Annotated in this window: 16 protein-coding genes; 2 read left to right on the top strand and 14 right to left on the bottom strand. The window is 73.0% G+C overall.

All coding sequences use genetic code 11. From position 1 onward, the window contains the following. Positions 1-5: 5 nt before the first annotated feature. The 12 genes from nuoK to BCL65_RS03155 form a co-directional block, all read right to left on the bottom strand. Positions 6-305 (bottom strand): NADH-quinone oxidoreductase subunit NuoK, encoded by a 300-nt coding sequence (gene nuoK, locus BCL65_RS03210; protein ID WP_106265027.1) that lies wholly within the window; start codon positions 303-305, stop codon positions 6-8. Beyond that, positions 305-1,102 carry an NADH-quinone oxidoreductase subunit J gene (locus tag BCL65_RS03205; protein ID WP_106265025.1) on the bottom strand — a complete coding sequence of 266 codons (798 nt, stop codon included), beginning with the start codon at positions 1,100-1,102 and terminating at the stop codon, positions 305-307. The genes nuoK and BCL65_RS03205 overlap by 1 nt, the downstream gene beginning before the upstream one ends. Next, the gene (gene nuoI, locus BCL65_RS03200) at positions 1,099-1,923 is read right to left on the bottom strand and encodes an NADH-quinone oxidoreductase subunit NuoI (RefSeq protein ID WP_106265023.1); all 825 of its coding nucleotides are present in this window, start codon (positions 1,921-1,923) and stop codon (positions 1,099-1,101) included. The genes BCL65_RS03205 and nuoI overlap by 4 nt, the downstream gene beginning before the upstream one ends. Then, positions 1,920-3,257 (bottom strand): NADH-quinone oxidoreductase subunit NuoH, encoded by a 1,338-nt coding sequence (gene nuoH / locus BCL65_RS03195; RefSeq protein WP_106265021.1) that lies wholly within the window; start codon positions 3,255-3,257, stop codon positions 1,920-1,922. Before nuoH ends, nuoI begins: the two co-directional genes overlap by 4 nt. Continuing rightward, positions 3,254-5,887 (bottom strand): NADH-quinone oxidoreductase subunit G, encoded by a 2,634-nt coding sequence (locus BCL65_RS03190; protein ID WP_106265019.1) that lies wholly within the window; start codon positions 5,885-5,887, stop codon positions 3,254-3,256. The genes nuoH and BCL65_RS03190 overlap by 4 nt, the downstream gene beginning before the upstream one ends. After that, on the bottom strand, positions 5,884-7,224 hold the full coding sequence (gene nuoF, locus BCL65_RS03185) for an NADH-quinone oxidoreductase subunit NuoF (RefSeq protein WP_106265017.1): 1,341 nt from the start codon (positions 7,222-7,224) through the stop codon (positions 5,884-5,886). The genes BCL65_RS03190 and nuoF overlap by 4 nt, the downstream gene beginning before the upstream one ends. Further along, on the bottom strand, positions 7,217-8,065 hold the full coding sequence (gene nuoE, locus BCL65_RS03180; RefSeq protein ID WP_106265015.1) for an NADH-quinone oxidoreductase subunit NuoE: 849 nt from the start codon (positions 8,063-8,065) through the stop codon (positions 7,217-7,219). Before nuoE ends, nuoF begins: the two co-directional genes overlap by 8 nt. Beyond that, positions 8,062-9,432: an NADH-quinone oxidoreductase subunit D gene (locus BCL65_RS03175; protein WP_106265013.1), complete on the bottom strand. Its 1,371-nt coding sequence runs from the start codon at positions 9,430-9,432 to the stop codon at positions 8,062-8,064. The genes nuoE and BCL65_RS03175 overlap by 4 nt, the downstream gene beginning before the upstream one ends. After that, the gene (locus tag BCL65_RS03170; RefSeq protein ID WP_106265011.1) at positions 9,429-10,196 is read right to left on the bottom strand and encodes an NADH-quinone oxidoreductase subunit C; all 768 of its coding nucleotides are present in this window, start codon (positions 10,194-10,196) and stop codon (positions 9,429-9,431) included. Before BCL65_RS03170 ends, BCL65_RS03175 begins: the two co-directional genes overlap by 4 nt. Continuing rightward, a complete protein-coding gene (locus BCL65_RS03165) occupies positions 10,193-10,744 on the bottom strand; it encodes a NuoB/complex I 20 kDa subunit family protein (protein WP_106265009.1) in 552 nt (183 codons plus the stop codon). The genes BCL65_RS03170 and BCL65_RS03165 overlap by 4 nt, the downstream gene beginning before the upstream one ends. A gap of 58 nt (positions 10,745-10,802) precedes the next feature. After that, positions 10,803-11,165 carry an NADH-quinone oxidoreductase subunit A gene (locus BCL65_RS03160; RefSeq protein ID WP_106265007.1) on the bottom strand — a complete coding sequence of 121 codons (363 nt, stop codon included), beginning with the start codon at positions 11,163-11,165 and terminating at the stop codon, positions 10,803-10,805. Positions 11,166-11,311: 146 nt separating this feature from the next. Beyond that, the gene (locus BCL65_RS03155; RefSeq protein WP_106265005.1) at positions 11,312-12,637 is read right to left on the bottom strand and encodes a geranylgeranyl reductase family protein; all 1,326 of its coding nucleotides are present in this window, start codon (positions 12,635-12,637) and stop codon (positions 11,312-11,314) included. A 223-nt stretch (positions 12,638-12,860) separates the two neighbouring features. Here BCL65_RS03155 and BCL65_RS17910 point away from each other — a divergent pair, with 223 nt between their 5' ends. Then, positions 12,861-13,019 (top strand): hypothetical protein, encoded by a 159-nt coding sequence (locus BCL65_RS17910; RefSeq protein WP_165799945.1) that lies wholly within the window; start codon positions 12,861-12,863, stop codon positions 13,017-13,019. Positions 13,020-13,174: 155 nt separating this feature from the next. Here BCL65_RS17910 and BCL65_RS03150 read toward each other — a convergent pair whose 3' ends face one another. After that, positions 13,175-13,867 carry a demethylmenaquinone methyltransferase gene (locus BCL65_RS03150; protein ID WP_106265229.1) on the bottom strand — a complete coding sequence of 231 codons (693 nt, stop codon included), beginning with the start codon at positions 13,865-13,867 and terminating at the stop codon, positions 13,175-13,177. Between the two features lie 90 nt (positions 13,868-13,957). Here BCL65_RS03150 and BCL65_RS03145 point away from each other — a divergent pair, with 90 nt between their 5' ends. Next, positions 13,958-15,331, top strand: coding sequence for an isochorismate synthase (locus tag BCL65_RS03145; protein ID WP_106265003.1), 1,374 nt, complete (start codon positions 13,958-13,960; stop codon positions 15,329-15,331). A 177-nt stretch (positions 15,332-15,508) separates the two neighbouring features. On the opposite strand, the gene BCL65_RS03140 is transcribed toward BCL65_RS03145, so the two are convergent. Continuing rightward, a complete protein-coding gene (locus tag BCL65_RS03140; RefSeq protein ID WP_106265001.1) occupies positions 15,509-17,140 on the bottom strand; it encodes a S1C family serine protease in 1,632 nt (543 codons plus the stop codon). Positions 17,141-17,298 lie beyond the last annotated feature (158 nt).

The following is a 17,298-nucleotide window of genomic DNA, read 5'->3' as shown; positions in this document are numbered from 1 at the left end:
CCCCTCTAGCTCTTGAGCAGGTTGACGTCGTCGACCGAGGCCGACCGGCGGGCACGGAAGATCGTCACGATGATCGCCAGGCCGACGACGACCTCCGCGGCGGCCACCACCATGACGAAGAAGGCGAGGACCTGTCCGGTGATGTCGCCGTGCAGGCGGGCGAACGTCACGAGCGCCAGGTTGGTGGCGTTCAGCATCAGCTCGACCCCCATGAACACGACGATCGCGTTGCGCCGCAGCAGCACCGTGGTGGCACCGAGCGCGAACAGGATCGACGCGAGATAGAGGTAGTTGACGAGGTCCATCAGCGGTCCTCCCCGTTCTCGGCCGGCGCGGGCCGGTCCAGCTGGATGCGTTGCACCAGCGTCTCCTCCGCGGTGAGGAGCTCCGTCGCGGAGCGCTGCTGGCCGCGGATGCGCAGCACGCGCGGCACGGAGTGCTCCAGCGGGCGACCCTCCGGGTCGAGCGCCGGGGTGTCCATCGCGTTGTTCTGGGCGTAGACGCCCGGCGCGGGCAGCGGCGTGAGCTGGCGACCGGTGGGCAGCAGGGCCACCTTCGCCTCCGCCAGCGCACGCTGCGTCGGCTTCTTGCCGAGCCGGCGCCGGTGCGTGAGCACCAGGCCCGCGAGCGCCGCCGTGACCAGCAGGATCCCGACGACCTCCATCGCGACCACGTAGTCCTGCATCAGCACCCGGGCCAGCGCCACCGGGTTGGTGACGGCGTTGGCCTGGGCGAGCCCGACCGACGGCGGGAAGGTCGCCTGGGCGACGACGCCGAGCAGCACCGCGGCCAGACCGGCACCGAGCAGCAACCCGATCCAGCGCTGGCCGCGGATCGTCTCCGTGAGCGAGTCCGCGGCGTCGACCCCCACGAGCATCAGCACGAAGAGGAAGAGCATCATCACGGCGCCGGTGTAGACGACGACCTGGACGATCCCGAGGAACGGCGCCTCCTGCGCCACGTAGAGCACCGCCAGGCCGATCATCACGAACACCACGCAGACGGCGGCGTGCACGGCACGGCGGACCACGAGCAGCCCGGCGGCGGCGATCACCATCAGCGGTGCCAGCGTCCAGAAGAGGACCTCCTCGCCGCCGCTCATCGCGCGCCCCCCTGACCCACCCGCGACGACCCGCGGGCCTCGCGCTCGCGCGCCGCGGAGCGGCCGTCGATGTTGGACTCCTCGGCCGCGGCCCGCGTCGCCACGGCGCGGTCCTGGTCGGGCCGCAGCCGGTGCTGGTCGGGCGTGGGTGGCGGGGCGTCACCGGCGACGACGGCGGCTGCCGCGTCCAGCGTGGGCTCGTCCGGGCGGCGCTCACGCACCCAGTCCACCTGCGCGGCGGTGGGTGCCGTGACCTCGCCCCGGTAGTACTCCGTGTCGGTGGTGCCCTCCACCATCGGGTGCGGACCGGCGAGCATCCCCTCGGCCAGCGGCGCCAGGATGTCCTGCTTCTCGTAGATCATTCCCTCCCGGCTGGGGCCGGCGATCTCGTAGTCGTTGCTCATCGTGAGCGCCCGCGTGGGGCACGCCTCGATGCACAGCGCGCAGAAGATGCAGCGCAGGTAGTTGATCTGGTAGACGCGGCCGTACCGCTCACCGGGCGACATGTGCACCGGCTCGGCCGAGCCGTCGTTCTCCGGCAGGTCCGCGTTGTCCGCACCTTCGACGTAGATCGCGTCGGCCGGGCACGCCCAGGCGCACAGCTCGCAGCCGATGCACTTCTCCAGGCCGTCGGCGTACCGGTTGAGCTGGTGGCGCCCGTGGTAGCGGGACTGGGGGGCCGTCTTCTTCCGGGGGTACTCCTCGGTGACGGCCGGTCGGAACATCGACGAGAACGTCACGCCGAACCCGGCGACCGGGGCGAACAGCTCGCCCACCGGTCCCTTGGTCGGGCGCAGCGGCTCGTACGGCTTGTCGGTCATCGCGTCTCCTCCGCGTCGACGTCGGCCGGGGAAGCCGGGGGGTCCTGCGGTGCCGGCGGCACCGTGCGACGGGCGCGCGGCGAGGCCGGCAGCGCCTGTCCGGGCAGCGGCGGGACGGGATAGCCGCCCGCGAACGCGTCGAACCCGCCGCCCTCCGGGCCTGCGCCGTCGGCCGCCGCTCTGTCGGGCGCCTTGCGCTGCGGCCACAGCCACAGCACCACCATCACCAGGGCGAACACCACCAGGATCGCCACGATCATCTGCGTGCGGGTCACCCCTGACAGACCGGCCCAGCGGAACGACGCCAGGGCCACCAGCCAGACGAGGGCGAACGGGATGAGGACCTTCCAGCCGAACACCATGAACTGGTCGTAGCGCAGCCGCAGCAGCGTGCCGCGCACCCACACGAAGAAGAACATCAGCACCCAGACCTTGGCCAGGAACCACAGCACCGGCCACCAGCCGGTGTTGAGGACCCCGTCGCCGATCATCGACAGCGGCCACGGGGCGCGCCACCCGCCGAGGAACAGCGTCGTGGCGACGGCGGAGACGTTGATCATCGCGATGTACTCGGCCAGGAAGAACCAGGCGAACTTCATCGACGAGTACTCGGTCATGTAGCCGGAGACCAGCTCGCCCTCCGCCTCGGGCAGGTCGAAGGGCAGCCGGTTCGTCTCGCCCACCATCGAGATGATGTACACGACGAACGCGGGCGCCAGCGGCAGGAACCACCACAGGGCCGTCTGCGACTCCACGATCGACGAGGTCGACATCGAGCCGGCCATGATGAAGACGCTCACCAGGGACAGCCCCATCGCGAGCTCGTAGCTGATGACCTGGGCCGTGGACCGCACGGCGCCCAGCAGCGGGTAGGTCGAGCCGGAGGACCAGCCGCCGAGCACGATGCCGTAGACGCCGATGGAGGCGCACGCCAGCACGTACAGCGTCGCCACGGGGAAGTCCGTCAGCTGGGCCGGCGTGGAGTAGTCGGTGAAGGGGATCGTGACGCTCGGGCCGAACGGGATGACGGCGAAGACGAGCAGCGCGCAGAACACCGAGATCATCGGCGCCAGCAGGTACATGACACGGTCGGCCCGCGTCACCGTCAGGTCCTCCTTGAGCAGCAGCTTCATCGCGTCGGCCAGCGACTGCAGCAGTCCGATCGGTCCGTGCCAGTTCGGGCCGGGGCGCAGCTGCATGCGGGCCACGACCTTGCGCTCGAACCAGATCGCGAAGAGCACGCTCGTGAGCAGGAACACGATGATGAGCACGGCCTTGACGATCGTCGTGACGATCGTGTCCGCGCTGAAGTCGGCGGCGACCCCGGGGATCATGCGTCGTCTCCCTTCTCGGCCGGCGCGATCCGCACCGGCGCGCCCGGCCCGGCACCCAGGTCGTCGTGGACCCGGCACCCGCGTGACGCCGTCGGCAGCCAGACCACGTGGTCGACCATCTCCGTGATCGCCACCGGCACGGTGATCGAGCCGCGGTCGGTGGAGACCGTCACCAGGTCACCGTCGAACACGTCGAACCCGGCCGCCGTGACCGCGCTGACCCGGGCCACCGGACGCTTCGCCGAGCCCGCCAGGTGCTCCTCGCCGTCCTGCAGGGCGCCGTCGTCGAGGAGCAGGTGCCAGCTCGCGAGGACGGCGGTGCCGGCCGCCACCGCGGGAGGCTCCGGCGGGCCGGCCTGCGGGGCGTCGGCCCGCTGTCCCCGCCAGGCGCCGAACGCCGCGATCGCCCGGTGCGCCGCGAGGGGCTCGGCCGCGCCGAGGTCCACGTCGAGCTGCGCGGCGAGCGCGTCGAGCACCCGGTGGTCGGGCAGCGCGGAGGACTCCAGCGCCTGGCCGAAGGACCGCACGCGGCCCTCCCAGTTCCAGTAGGAGCCCGCCCGCTCGACGGGCGGTGCGACGGGGAGCACGACGTCGGCGAGCGCGGTGGCCTCGGTGTGCCGCACCTCGAGGGCCACGACGAACCGGGCCGCCCCGAGGGCACGGCGGGCGTGCACCGGGTCGGGCAGGTCCGCCAGCTCGAGGCCGCCCACCAGCGCACCGGTGAGCTGCCCGACGCTCAGGGCGTCCAGGATGCCGTCGGTGTCCAGCCCGGGGGTGTCCGGCAGGGTGCCGACGTCGACCCCCCAGGCCGCGGCCGCCTCGGCCCGGGCGTCGTCGTCGACGAGCGGGCGACCACCGGGCAGCAGGCCCGGCAGCAGACCGGCCTCGACCCCGCCGCGCTCACCGGCGCGCCGCGGGATCCAGGCGAGCCGTGCTCCCGTCGACTCCGCGAGCCGCAGCGCCGCGGTGTACGCGCCGGGTGCGCCGGCGAGGCGTTCGCCCACGAGCACGACGGCGCCCTCCTGGCCGAGCGCGCCGGCCACGTCCTCGAGGGTCTCGCGGTCCGCGCCGGCGGGCACCAGGCCGCCGGACGCCTGGGTGGCCAGGGTGCCGAGCCAGTCCGCCTCCGTGCCGGGCGCCGTCGGGAGCAGCGTCCCGTCCAGCCGGGCCAGTCCGCGGCTGCGGAACGGTGCGACGGAGAACACGCGCGCGCCGGCCTTCACGGCCTTGCGCAGGCGCAGGAACGTGATGCCCGCCTCCTCCTCGGCCTCCAGACCGGCGAGCAGGACCGCGGGAGCAGCCTCCAGGTCGGCGAACGTCACGCCGACGCCGGTGCCTGCCACCTCGTGCGCCAGGAACGCGGTCTCCTCGACGGAGTGCACGCGGGCGCGCTGGTCGACGTCGTCCGTCCGCAGCACCGTCCGGGCGAACCGGGACCAGGCGAAGGCGTCCTCGACCGTGAGCCGGCCGCCCGGCAGGACGCCGACCCCGCCGTCGTCGCGCGCCGTGGCCAGGCCCTGCGCGGCGATCTCAAGCGCCTCGACCCACGACGCCGGCCGCAGCTCGCCGTCCTCGCGTACCAACGGCGTCGCGATCCGGTCGGGGGCCGACTGCCACGTGAACGCGAAGCGGTCCTTGTCGGTGAGCCACTCCTCGTTGACGGCCGGGTCGTCACCGGCCAGCCGGCGCATCACCTTGCCGCGGCGGTGGTCGATGCGGATCGCCGCCCCGCACGCGTCGTGCTCGGCGACGCTCGGGGTCGAGACCAGGTCGAACGGCCGCGACCGGAACCGGTACGCGGCGCTGGTCAGCGCGCCCACCGGGCAGATCTGCACCGTGTTGCCCGAGAAGTAGGAGGCGAACGGCTGGCCCGAGGTGTCGGGCTGCGCGATGCCGAGCGGGACGTCGACCGGTCCGGCAGAGCGGCCCGCCGGGCCTGCTCCAGGCGCGCCCTCGCCGTGACCGCCGCACGGCGGCGCGAAGTCGAGCACCTGCTCGTCGAACCGGCCGATCTGCTGGTCCGCCCCGCGCTCCTGCAGCGCGATGAACTCGTCGCCGGCGATCTCCTCGCTGAAGCGTGTGCACCGCTGGCACAGCACGCACCGTTCCCGGTCGAGGAGCACCTGGGAGGAGACGTGGATGGGCTTGGGGAAGGTGCGCTTGACGTCCGCGAACCGCGACGTCGCCCGGCCGTTCTTCATGGCCTGGTTCTGCAGCGGGCACTCGCCGCCCTTGTCGCAGACCGGGCAGTCGAGGGGGTGGTTCATGAGCAGCAGCTCCATGACACCCTCCTGCGCCTTGTCGGCGACCGCGGAGGTCCGCTGGGTCTTGACGACCATGCCCGGGGTGACCGTCATGGTGCAGGACGCCTGCGGCTTGGGCATCGCCCGCACGTTGCCCTCGCGGTCGGGCATGGCGACCTCGACGAGGCACTGCCGGCACGCACCGGCCGGCTCCAGCAGCGGGTGGTCGCAGAACCGGGGGATCTCGATGCCGACCTGCTCGGCGGCGCGGATGATCAGCGTCCCCTTCGGCACGGTGACCTCGACCTCGTCGATCGTGCAGGTCACCGTCTCGACGGCCTCCCCGGCGGGGCCGCCGGGTGTCGCCTTGTCCGTGGTGGCGGTCATCGGTGGCCTCCCGCACCCGCGAGCGCCGGCGGCGCCTCGGGCGTGTCGTCGAACAGCGTGGACCGGGCCGGGTCGAACGGGCAGCCCCGCCCGTCGAGGTGCGCCTCGTACTCGTCCCGGAAGTACTGGATGCTCGAGGTGATGGGCGACGTCGCCCCGTCCCCCAGCGCGCAGAACGCGCGGCCGAGGATGTTGTCGCACAGGTCGAGCAGCAGGTCGATGTCGGGTCCGGTGCCCTCGCCCGCCTCGATGCGGTGCAGCACCTGCTTGAGCCAGTAGGTGCCCTCGCGGCAGGGCGTGCACTTGCCGCAGGACTCGTGCGCGTAGAAGTCGGTCCACCGGCTCACGGCCCGCACCACGCAGGTCGTCTCGTCGAAGATCTGCAGCGCCCTGGTGCCGAGCATGGACCCCGCGGCCCCGACCGACTCGTAGTCGAGGGGCACGTCGAGGTGCTCCGCCGTGAACAACGGCGTCGAGGACCCGCCGGGGGTCCAGAACTTCAGCTCGTGGCCCTCACGGACACCGCCGGCGAGCTCCAGGAGCTCGCGCAGGGTGATGCCCAGGGGCGCCTCGAACTGCCCTGGCCGGGTCACGTGGCCGGACAGGGAGAACAGCCCGTGGCCCTGGGACTTCTCCGTGCCCATGGACGCGAACCACTCGGCTCCCTTCGCCAGGATGCCGGGGACCGAGGCGATCGACTCGACGTTGTTGACCACGGTGGGCCGCGCGTACAGGCCGGCGACGGCCGGGAACGGCGGCTTGAGCCGCGGCTGGCCGCGCTTGCCCTCGAGGGAGTCGAGCAGGGCCGTCTCCTCGCCGCAGATGTAGGCGCCGGCCCCCGCGTGCACGGTGACCTCGAGGTCGAACCCCGACCCCTGGATGTCGGTGCCGAGGTACCCCGCGTCGTAGGCCTCCTGGACGGCCGCCAGGAGGCGGCGGTAGACGTGCAGCACCTCGCCGCGGACGTAGATGAACGCGTGGTGGCACCCGATGGCGTAGCTGGTGATCGCGACGCCCTCGACCAGGTGCTGCGGGCTGGCCAGCATCAGCGGGATGTCCTTGCAGGTGCCCGGCTCGGACTCGTCGGCGTTGACCACCAGGTAGCGGGGTCCGCCGTCGGGCGCGGGGAGGAAGCCCCACTTCATGCCGGTGGGGAACCCGGCGCCGCCCCGGCCGCGCAGGCCGGAGTCCTTGACGGCCTGCACCACGTCGGCGGGGTCCTGGGCGAGCGCGGCCCGCAGGCCCTCGTAGCCGCCGTGGTCCAGGTAGGACTCCAACGTCCACGACCGCTGGGCGTCCCAGGTGTCGGTGAGGACCGGCGTGAGCATGTCAGTCATCGGAACCCTCCGTCCGCTCGCCCGGCTCCGAGGCGTCCGGCATGCCCGGCTTCTCGTCCTGCGTCGTCGTCGGCTTGCGCTCCGCGCTGGACTGCGCCGTGCCCGTCTCCGGCGGCACCTCGGCCGCGGGCTCGCCGGCGGCGTCCACGCCGTCCGGCTCCGGGGCCGTCCAGCCCCGCTCGCGCGCGATCCGCAGGCCCTCGAGCGTGGGTCCCCCGGCGCCCGTGCCCTCGTCGGCACGTCCGTCGGGGAACCCGGCGAGCACCCGGCTCGTCTGCTTGAACGAGCACACGCTCGCCGCCCCGCGGGTCGGCGTGACGTCCTGGCCCGCGCGCAGCCGGTCGGCGATCTCCGTGGCCGACTCCGGGGTCTGGTTGTCGAAGAACTCCCAGTTGACCATCATCACGGGGGCGTAGTCGCAGGCCGCGTTGCACTCGACGCGCTCCAGCGTGATCGAGCCGTCCGGCGTGGTCTCGTCGTGCCCGACGTCGAGGTGCTCCGACAAGCGGTCGAAGATCGCGTCGCCGCCCATCACCGCGCACAGCGTGTTGGTGCACACGCCCACGGTGTACGTGCCGTTGGGGTGCCGCTTGTACTGGGTGTAGAACGTCGCGACCGCCGAGACCTCGGCCGCCGTCATCTCCAGCTGCTCGGCGCAGAACAGGATCCCGTCCCGGCTGACGTAGCCGTCCACCGACTGCACCAGGTGCAGCATCGGCAGCAGCCCGGAGCGGGGGTCGGGGTAGCGCGCCGTGATCTGCTCGGCGTCGGCCGTCAGCGCGGCCAGGGTTTCGGCGTCGTATCCCGTGCGCGACCGCGCGCCCACCGGTTCGGCCGTCATCGGTCCACCCCTCCCAGCACCGGGTCCAGGGACGCGACGGCGACGACGACGTCGGCCACCTGGCCGCCCTCGCACAGCACCGACACGGCCTGGAGATTGTTGAACGACGGGTCGCGGAAGTGCGCCCGGTAGGGTCTCGTGCCGCCGTCGGACACGAGGTGCACGCCGAGCTCGCCGCGGGGGTGCTCGACCGTCTGCCACGTCTGCCCGGCCGGGACCCCGAACCCCTCGGTCACCAGCTTGAAGTGGTGGATGAGGGCCTCCATCGAGGTGCCCATGATCTGGCGGATGTGGTCCAGCGAGTTGCCCTGGCCGTCGGACCCGACGGACAGCTGGGCGGGCCACGCGACCTTCTTGTCCGCGACCATCACCGGCGCTCCCACCGTGTCGTCCAGGCGCTGCAGGCACTGCTCGACGATCTTCAGCGACTGGTAGCACTCCTCGAGGCGCAGCACCACGCGCGAGTACGAGTCCGCCGCGGTGTCGGTCGGGACGTCGAAGTCGTACGTCTCGTAGCCGCTGTACGGGAAGGTCTTGCGCACGTCGTACGGGTGCCCGGCCGAGCGCAGCACCGGCCCCGTGATGCCGAGGGCGAAGCAGCCGGCCAGGTTGAGCACACCGACGTCCGTGAGGCGCGACCGGAAGATGGGGTTGGCGAGCATCAGGTCACCGAGCTGGCCCAGGTACCCGCGGACCTTCGGCAGCGCGGCCCGCACCTGGTCGGTGAAGCCCTCCGGCGCGTCCGTGGCGACGCCGCCCGGGCGCACGTACGCGTGGTTCATGCGCAGGCCCGTGATCGCCTCGAAGAGCCGCAGGATCTCCTCGCGGGCGGTGAACCCGATCGTCATGACCGTCGTCGCGCCCATCTCGTTGCCGCCCGTGCCGAGGCAGACCAGGTGGGAGGCGACGCGGTTGAGCTCCATCATGAGCACCCGGATCACGCTCGCGCGCTCCGGCACGTCGTCGGTGATGCCCAGCAGCCGCTCCGTGCCGAGACAGTAGGCGGTCTCCTGGAACAGCGGCGCGAGGTAGTCCATCCGGGTGCAGAACGTGGTGCCCTGCGTCCAGGTGCGGAACTCCATGTTCTTCTCGATGCCGGTGTGCAGGTACCCGATGCCGCAGCGGGCCTCGGTCACCGTCTCGCCGTCGATCTCGAGCATGAGGCGCAGCACGCCGTGGGTGGACGGGTGCTGCGGCCCCATGTTGACGACGATCCGCTCCTCGCCGATCGCCTCCCGCGCGATCTCGTCCCAGTCGCCGCCGGACGCCTCGAAGCCCGGCACGCTGGGCCCGTAGTCCTCGCTCGGCGGGCGCGTCGAGCGCGCCGCGTGCGGGGCGGGCGGGCTGTCATGGGCAGGCGCGGTCATGAGTACTGCCTCCTCGTGTCCGGCGGCGGCACCGTGGCGCCCTTGTACTCCACGGGGATCCCGCCGAGCGGGTAGTCCTTGCGCTGCGGGTGACCCGGCCAGTCGTCCGGCATCTCGATGCGGGCCAGGCCGGGATGGCCGTCGAACACGATCCCGAAGAAGTCCCACGTCTCACGCTCGTGCCAGTCGTTCGTCGGGTAGACGCCGGTGGTCGTCGGGATGTGCGGGTCCGCGTCCGGGCACGTGACCTCGAGGCGCAGCCGGCGCGCGTGCGTCACCGACGTCAGGTGGTAGACGGCGTGCAGCTCGCGCCCGGCGTCCTCGGGGTAGTGGACCCCCGACACCCCGAGGGAGAGCTCGAAGCGCAGGTCCTGGTCGTCGCGCAGCACCTGGCAGACCGGCACGAGGTGCTCGCGGGCGACGTACAGGGTCAGCTCGGCGTCGTCGCTCGGGTCCGTGCCCGGGTCGACGTCGTCCCGCCGGCGCGGGTCGAAGACCGTGACCCGCTCGACCGCGTCGCCGAACGTGACACCCTGCTCGCCGAGGACCTCCGCGAGCACGTCGACGGCCTCGTCGAACCAGCTCCCGTAGGGGCGGGCGGCGGCCGGCGGCATCGTGACCGTGCGCACCAGCCCGCCGTAGCCGGAGGTGTCGCCCGTGCCGTGCGCGCCGAACATGCCCGTGCGCTCGGCGACGAGCTCCGCCGTCGGCTCCGGCAGGTCGTGACCGCCGCGGGCGACCTCGCGCCCCTCGTCCGGCGTCATCGCAGCAGGCCGATCATCCGGGAGGTGGGCGTCGCCTCGAGCGCCGCCGCCTCGGCGGCCTTCGCCGCCTCGACCCGGTTCACGCCGAGCGGCGCGTCCTGGATCTGCTGGTGCAGCGCCAGGATCGCGTTGATCAGCATCTCGGGGCGCGGCGGGCAGCCCGGCAGGTAGATGTCGACGGGCAGGATGTGGTCGACGCCCTGCACGATCGCGTAGTTGTTGAACATGCCGCCGCTGGACGCGCACACACCCATCGACAGCACCCACTTGGGCTCGCTCATCTGGTCGTAGACCTGCCGGACGACGGGCGCCATCTTCTGGCTGACGCGCCCGGCCACGATCATCAGGTCGGCCTGGCGCGGTGACGCCCGGAACACCTCCATGCCGAACCGGGACAGGTCGAACCGCGACGCACCGGCCGCCATCATCTCGATGGCGCAGCACGCCAGACCGAACGTCACCGGCCACACGGACGCCTTGCGCAGGTAGCCCGCGAGGTCCTCGATCGTCGTGAGCAGGAAGCCCGACGGCGATTCCTCCAGCCCCATGTCTCCTCCTTCGCGGAGCGTCGGTGCCACCGCAGCGGCACCCTTGCCGAACTTCCTGTCAGACCCAGTCGAACCCGCCGCGCCGCCACTCGTAGACGAACGGCACGGTGATCAGCACCAGGAAGACGAGCATCGCCGCCAGCCCGAACCCGGCCAGGACGGCGAAGTCCACGGCCCACGGGTAGAGGAAGACCACCTCGATGTCGAAGACGATGAACGTCATCGCCACCAGGTAGTACTTGATCGGCAGGCGGCCGCCACCCATCGCGAGCGGGGTCGGCTCGATGCCGCACTCGTACGCGTCCAGCTTGGCGCGGTTGTACCGCTTGGGCCCGATGACGGCGCTCGCCGCCACCCCGCCGAGCGCGAGCACGGCCGCGATCCCCATGAGGACCAGCACCGGGACGTACGGGTTGCTCATCGGATCTCCTCGCCTGGATCGATCACGTCGGTGTCACTCCCTCGTGCCACGTCGGGTCTCATGCCACGCTCCTCCGCGCGAGCTCTCCGGTGCCGCGCTCCGGCACACGTCGTCCCTCGGCGTCCCTCTGCGGGGGCTCCTGGACCTCACGCATTCGGGACCACCCTGGTGAGCCCGGCGATGACCCGGTCGACCCAGTCACCGCCGCGGGGCTCGTAGCAGTCCGAGAGCAGCTTGAGGACGAACTGCATGACGACCCGCCGTGGCAGCCCGTACCGCACGCACAGCCGCATCACCGCGGGGTGCTCGATGAGCCGCACGAACCAGCGCCCGAGCGTGTAGTAGCCGCCCAGGTCGGCACGCATGCGGTCGGTGTAGGTGGCCAGGGTGCGCTCGCGCGCGTCGTCGGTGGTCCGGGTGCGGGCCTGCGCGATCGCGTCGGCGGCCACCCGCCCGGCCTGGAGCGCGTAGGCGATGCCTTCGCCGTTGAACGGGCTGACCATCCCGGCGGAGTCACCCACCAGCAGCGTGCCGTCCGCGTACATCGGCGACCGGTTGAACCCCATCGGCAGTGCGGCACCCCGCACCGGACCGACCTGGTTGTCGGGGGTGAAGCCCCACTCGCTCGGGGTGTTGCGCATCCACGCGGCCATCAGCGCGCGGTAGTCGTGCCCGGTGGCGGACTGGCGGGCCGGGGTGGAGCTGACCGCGCCGAGACCCACGTTCGCCGTGCCGTCGCCGAGGGCGAAGATCCAGCCGTAGCCGGGCAGGAGGTTCGACTCCCCCGGCGCGCCGTCCCACAGCTCGAGGTGGGACTCCATGAAGGGGTCCTCGTGGCGCGAGGTGACCCCGCCCGCGTGCTCGGTGCGGAAGTAGGTGCGCACGGCGGTGCCCAGGGGGCGGTCGTCACGGCGCGTGATGCCGAGCGTGGTCGCGAACCGCGAGGACACGCCGTCGGCGGCGACGACGACGGGAGCGCGGTACGTGGTCACGGGGCCGTCGGCGCGGCCACGCCCGTCGAGAGGCTGCGCCGTCACGCCCACGACGCGGTCGCTGCGCTCGTCGGTCAGCGCGCCGGCGACCCGCGTGCGCTCGACGAGCTTGGCGCCGGAGGCCTGCGCGTGCTGGACCAGCCGGTGGTCGAGCGACGTGCGGGCGCGGGCCATCCCGTAGCCGGGGTAGGTGGTCAGCTCGGGCCAGGCGAGCTCCCAGGACCGCCCGCCGGCGACCACGCGCAGACCCTCGTTGCGGATCCAGCCGTCGTCGGGCCGCGTGTCGACGCCCATCCGGGCGAGCTCGGCCACGGCGCGCGGCGTCAGGCCGTCGCCGCAGATCTTGTCGCGCGGGAAGGACGCCTTGTCCAGGAGGAGCACGTCGAGGCCGGCGGAGGCGCACCAGTGCGCGGTCGAGGCACCGGCCGGCCCGGCGCCCACGACGATCACGTCGGCGTCGTCGCGATGCGATGCTCGCACTGCCTCACCTCCCTGGACGAGAGACCCCGACTCCGTTGCCGGGGACGTCTTGTGAACTCAGTCACAACGTACTGCGCGTCACTCTAGTCACGATCCTCGGCAGATGTGTAGGAAGGTGAACCTTCCCTCGGGCCCAGGGTGGCGTCGAGGCAGGTCGCGGCATACGGTCGAACCGCATCAGCGCACCGTCCGACCCGCATCTGCCACCAGGAGGCACCGCACCATGAAGGCAACGACCGCACTCGTCATCGGCGCCGCGCTGGGCTACTTCCTCGGCACGGAGAAGGGTCGCTCGACCCTCGACCAGGCCAAGGGGTGGGCCACCGAGACGTGGAACGACCCGCGCGTCCAGGAGAAGGTCAGCGAGTTCACCAAGAGCTGACGCCACCACCCGCCGAACGTCGAGGTCCGGACCGCTTTGGTAGGCCAAAGCGGTCCGGACCTCGACGTTCGGCAGGCCACGACGTTCGACGCGCGACGACGTTCGACGCGCGACGACGTTCGACGACGTTCGGCGCACCGTCGGGGTGCGGGCCCTCAGGGACGGACGGCGCGGTGCAGGGCGACGATGCCGCCCGACAGGTTCCGGTAGCCCACGCGGGACCACCCGGCGGCCAGCATCAGCCGGCCCAGCGCCTCCTGGTCGGGCCAGGCGCGGATCGACTCCGCCAGGTACTCGTACGAGCCCTTGTCCCGCGTCACCGCGGCCGCCACGGCCGGCAGCGCCCGCATGAGGTACTCGAGGTAGACCTGCCGGAACGGCGCCCACGTCGGGTGCGAGAACTCGCAGATGACGATGCGGCCGCCCGGCCGCACCACCCGCAGCATCTCGGCCAGCGCGGCCGAGGTGTCGACGACGTTGCGCAGACCGAAGCTGATCGTCACCGCGTCGAACGCCGCGTCCGCGAACGGCAGCCGCGTGGCGTCCCCGGCCACGAACGGCAGGTCGCCGCGACGCGACTTGCCGACCTGGAGCATCCCGAACGAGAAGTCCGAGGGGACGACGACGGCGCCGGCGTCCGCGAACGGCTCGCTGGAGGTCCCCGTCCCGGCCGCCAGGTCGAGCACGCGCTCACCGGGGTGCGCGCCGACCGCCGCGACGGTGGCTCGCCGCCACCGGCGGTCCTGCCCGAGCGAGATCAGGTCGTTCGTCACGTCGTACCGCCGGGCGATCCCGTCGAACATCGACGCGACCTCGGCAGGGTTCTTCTCCAGGCTGGCGCGGGACACGTCGGCCATCGTGCCACGTCTGCCCCGCGCGGTCGCCCGGGACCCCGGCACCCGGGTGCCACGGGCGCGCGTCGGCGTATCCTGGGCCCGATGTCCGCCACGCCCCACCCGGCGCCGGTACCGCCGTCGGGCGCGTCCTCCGGCAGCCGCTCGCACGCCATCGAGCCCCAGCCGCTGGTCGTGCGCACCACGCGCATCGACCCTCTCCCCGCCGACCTCACGGCACTGGTCGACCTGCTGCCCGACACCCGGCCCCTGACGTGGGTGCGCCGCGGCGACGGCCTGGTCGGCTGGGGCGAGGCGCTGAGGCTCGACACGTTCGGACCCGGCCGGTTCGCCGACGCCGAGGCCGCCTGGCGTGCGACGCTCGCCCGCGCCGTCGTCCGGGACGAGGTCGGCCTGCCCGGCACGGGTCCCGTGGCGTTCGGCACCTTCGCGTTCGACGACGGCGGCACGGGCGACCACTTCGACGGCGCCCGCCCGGAGGGCTCGCTCGTCGTGCCGCGGGTCGTCGTCGGACGGCGGGGCGACGTGTCGTGGATGACGACGATCGCTCCCGCGGACCAGCTGGACGCCCCCGGTCCCGCGGCGCTGGCCCGGACCGTGCGCGAACCGGTCACCGACCCCGGGCGGGTGACCCTCGCCGACGGCGCCGTGGCCGCCCGCGACTGGCCCGCCGTCGTCGCCGAGGGGGTCGAGCGCATCCAGGCCGGCGAGCTCGAGAAGGTCGTCCTGGCGCGCGAGGTGCTCGCCACCGCGGAACGGCCCGTGGACCCGCGCTGGGTGCTGCGCCGTCTCGCCGACGGCTACTCCTCGTGCTGGACCTTCTCCGTGGGCGGCATGGTGGGGGCCACGCCCGAGCTGCTCGTCCGCAGCGAGAAGGGGCTCGTCACGTCCCGCGTGCTGGCCGGCACCATCCGTCGCGAGCCGGGGATGAGCGACGACGACGCCCTGCTGCACGCCGCCCAGCTCGCCCGCTCGTCGAAGGACCTGGAGGAGCACGAGTTCGCCGTCAGCTCGGTGGCGCACGCCCTCGAGCCGTTCTGCTCCTCGATGAACGTGCCGGACGCGCCGTTCGTGCTCCACCTGCCGAACGTCATGCACCTCGCGTCCGACGTCACGGCCGTGCTCGACCCGGGCGCCCGGGCGAGCTCGCTGACGCTCGCGGCGGCCCTGCACCCGTCCGCGGCGGTGTGCGGGACCCCGACCGTGGCCGCTCGCGACCTCATCCGGGAGATCGAGGGCATGGACCGCGCCCGCTACGCCGGTCCGGTCGGCTGGGTGGGCGCCGACGGCGACGGCGAGTGGGGCATCGCGCTGCGGTCCGCGGAGCTCGGCGACGACCCGCGCCACGTGCGGCTCTTCGCCGGCTGCGGGATCGTGGCGGCGTCCGACCCGCAGGCGGAGCTGGCCGAGTCCGAGGCGAAGCTGGTGCCGATGTCCTGGGCGCTCGGCGCCGCCTGACGGCCCCGGCACGGCGATACGGCACAGCGAGCCGGCACGACGATGCGGCCGGCCCGGCACACGAGGTGCCGGACCGGCCGCAGGTGACCGCACGGACCGACTGCGTCCGACGGTGCCCGCGGCGGCGTCGCGTGGACGAAGGGGGGGCACGCCGCACCGCCGCGGGAGTCTGTCGGGTCAGTCGCCGAACATCTCGCGCAGCCAGCCGGGGATGTTGTCGGGCTGCGTCGGGTCGGAGGACTCGCCGCCCTGACCGGTGCCGTCGCCGGAGCCCTGCCCGTCCTGGCCCTGGCCGGGAGCGCCCGGCTGCTCGCCCTGGCCACCCTGCGACCCCGAGCCGGTCGTCTCCTCGCGCACGGCGAACGTGACGTCCACCGTCTGCGTCTGCCCGTCCCGGACATAGGTGATGGTGGCCTGGTCGCCGGCCGTGCGCTCGCGGACGTACGCGGTGAGCGACTCCGCGCCGTTCACCGAGTCCTCGTCCACCGCGACGATCACGTCGCCGGCCTGGAGACCGGCCTCGGCGGCGGGCGAGCCCTCGGTGACCTCACCGATCTCGGCCCCGCGGCGGGTGACGTCGTCGGCCGTCGCCGTCGCGTCGCCGAGCGCCACACCGAGGAACGCGTGCTCCGCGGTGCCGTCCTCGATGAGCTGGTCGGCGACGCTGGTCCCGAGGTTGACCGGGATCGCGAAGCCGAGGCCGATCGAGCCGGACTGGTTCGCACCGCCCGAGAGCGTGGCGATCGACGACGTGATGCCGACGACGCGGCCCTGCGCGTCGAACAGCGGCCCGCCGGAGTTGCCGGGGTTGATCGCGGCGTCGATCTGGATCGCGTTGGTCACGACGACCTCGCTGCCACCCTCGCCCGACGCGGCCACCGGCCGATCGAGGGCCGAGACGATGCCGGTCGTGGCGGTGTTCGCCAGGCCCAGCGGGTTGCCGACGGCCAGCACGGAGTCGCCCACCTGCACGGCGTCCGAGTCGCCGAACGTGGCGGGCTCCAGGTCGTCCGGGGCGTCCTCGAGCTGGACGACGGCGAGGTCGGTGGTCGGGTCGGTGCCCACGATCGTCGCCTCGTACAGGCGTCCGTCGCTGAGCGTGACCTGGACCGTCCCCTCGGACCCGCCGGCGACCACGTGGTTGTTGGTCAGGACGTGCCCCTCGGCGTCGAGGACGACGCCGGAGCCCTCGGACCCGCCGGACTGGCCGGCGACCTGGATCGCGACGACGGACGGCGCGACGGCGGCGGTGACGGCCTGCCAGTCGGGGTTCTGGTCGCTCGAGCTCGCCACGGGAGCCGCCTCGGACTGCTCCGGGGCGCCGACCTCGGCGAGCGAGGACGCGGCGGTGTCGTCGGCCAGGGGGCCGGTGAGCGCGTACGTCGCTCCGCTCGCCAGCACGGCGGCACCCGCCGCCGCGGCCACCACGGGGACCCACACCGACCGCTGGCGCGGCGCCCCGGACTGGTTGCCCTGCGGGTGACCGGCCTGCGGGTGCTGGGTGTGCTGGTACTGCGCCGGGTGCTGGTACTGCGGGGCGTGCCGGTACTGCGCACCGTGCGGACCGGGCTGCTGGGAGCCGGGCTGGTACGACGGCGTGCCGCCGCCGTAGGGCGCCCGGGGGTCCGCGGCGCGGTACGGCGGCTGGTGCGCGGACGGGTGCGCGAAGTCTGCGGACCGGGGCCGCTCGGTCTGACCCTGCTGCGGCTGCTGGTGCGACTGCTGGAACCGCGGCTGCGGCTCGGTGGGCTGCTCGATCGGGTGCTCGCCGTCGGACGGCCGCTGCGGTGACGTGTTGTCGGTGCTCATGTGCCCTCTCCCTCGATGTCCTGGTACCAGGGAACACCGTGTTCCTGGAGCACCCCTTGGGTGAACCTGTGAACTCCCTGGTAATCCGCATCGCCGCAGGTCAGGCGTCTACTACCTCGGCGGGTTCGGCACTACCTCGCGGCGCCACGCACTACCTC

The sequence above is a fragment of the Isoptericola halotolerans genome (assembly GCF_003003075.1).
Taxonomy (GTDB): Bacteria; Actinomycetota; Actinomycetes; order Actinomycetales; family Cellulomonadaceae; genus Isoptericola; species Isoptericola halotolerans_A.
The sequence above is the reverse complement of the archived record's forward strand: the minus strand, read 5'-3'. Positions and strand labels throughout refer to the sequence as shown.

Coding starts and splice junctions, on each gene's coding strand:
- BCL65_RS03175 (WP_106265013.1), bottom strand. CDS start 9,432: ATGACCGCGCCTGCCCATGACAGCCCGCCCGCCCCGCACGCGGCGCGC.
- BCL65_RS03165 (WP_106265009.1), bottom strand. CDS start 10,744: ATGGGGCTGGAGGAATCGCCGTCGGGCTTCCTGCTCACGACGATCGAG.
- BCL65_RS03170 (WP_106265011.1), bottom strand. CDS start 10,196: ATGACGCCGGACGAGGGGCGCGAGGTCGCCCGCGGCGGTCACGACCTG.
- BCL65_RS03190 (WP_106265019.1), bottom strand. CDS start 5,887: ATGACCGCCACCACGGACAAGGCGACACCCGGCGGCCCCGCCGGGGAG.
- BCL65_RS03160 (WP_106265007.1), bottom strand. CDS start 11,165: ATGAGCAACCCGTACGTCCCGGTGCTGGTCCTCATGGGGATCGCGGCC.
- BCL65_RS17910 (WP_165799945.1), top strand. CDS start 12,861: ATGAAGGCAACGACCGCACTCGTCATCGGCGCCGCGCTGGGCTACTTC.
- BCL65_RS03205 (WP_106265025.1), bottom strand. CDS start 1,102: ATGAGCGGCGGCGAGGAGGTCCTCTTCTGGACGCTGGCACCGCTGATG.
- nuoK (WP_106265027.1), bottom strand. CDS start 305: ATGGACCTCGTCAACTACCTCTATCTCGCGTCGATCCTGTTCGCGCTC.
- BCL65_RS03140 (WP_106265001.1), bottom strand. CDS start 17,140: ATGAGCACCGACAACACGTCACCGCAGCGGCCGTCCGACGGCGAGCAC.
- nuoF (WP_106265017.1), bottom strand. CDS start 7,224: ATGACTGACATGCTCACGCCGGTCCTCACCGACACCTGGGACGCCCAG.
- BCL65_RS03145 (WP_106265003.1), top strand. CDS start 13,958: ATGTCCGCCACGCCCCACCCGGCGCCGGTACCGCCGTCGGGCGCGTCC.
- nuoH (WP_106265021.1), bottom strand. CDS start 3,257: ATGATCCCCGGGGTCGCCGCCGACTTCAGCGCGGACACGATCGTCACG.
- nuoE (WP_106265015.1), bottom strand. CDS start 8,065: ATGACGGCCGAACCGGTGGGCGCGCGGTCGCGCACGGGATACGACGCC.
- nuoI (WP_106265023.1), bottom strand. CDS start 1,923: ATGACCGACAAGCCGTACGAGCCGCTGCGCCCGACCAAGGGACCGGTG.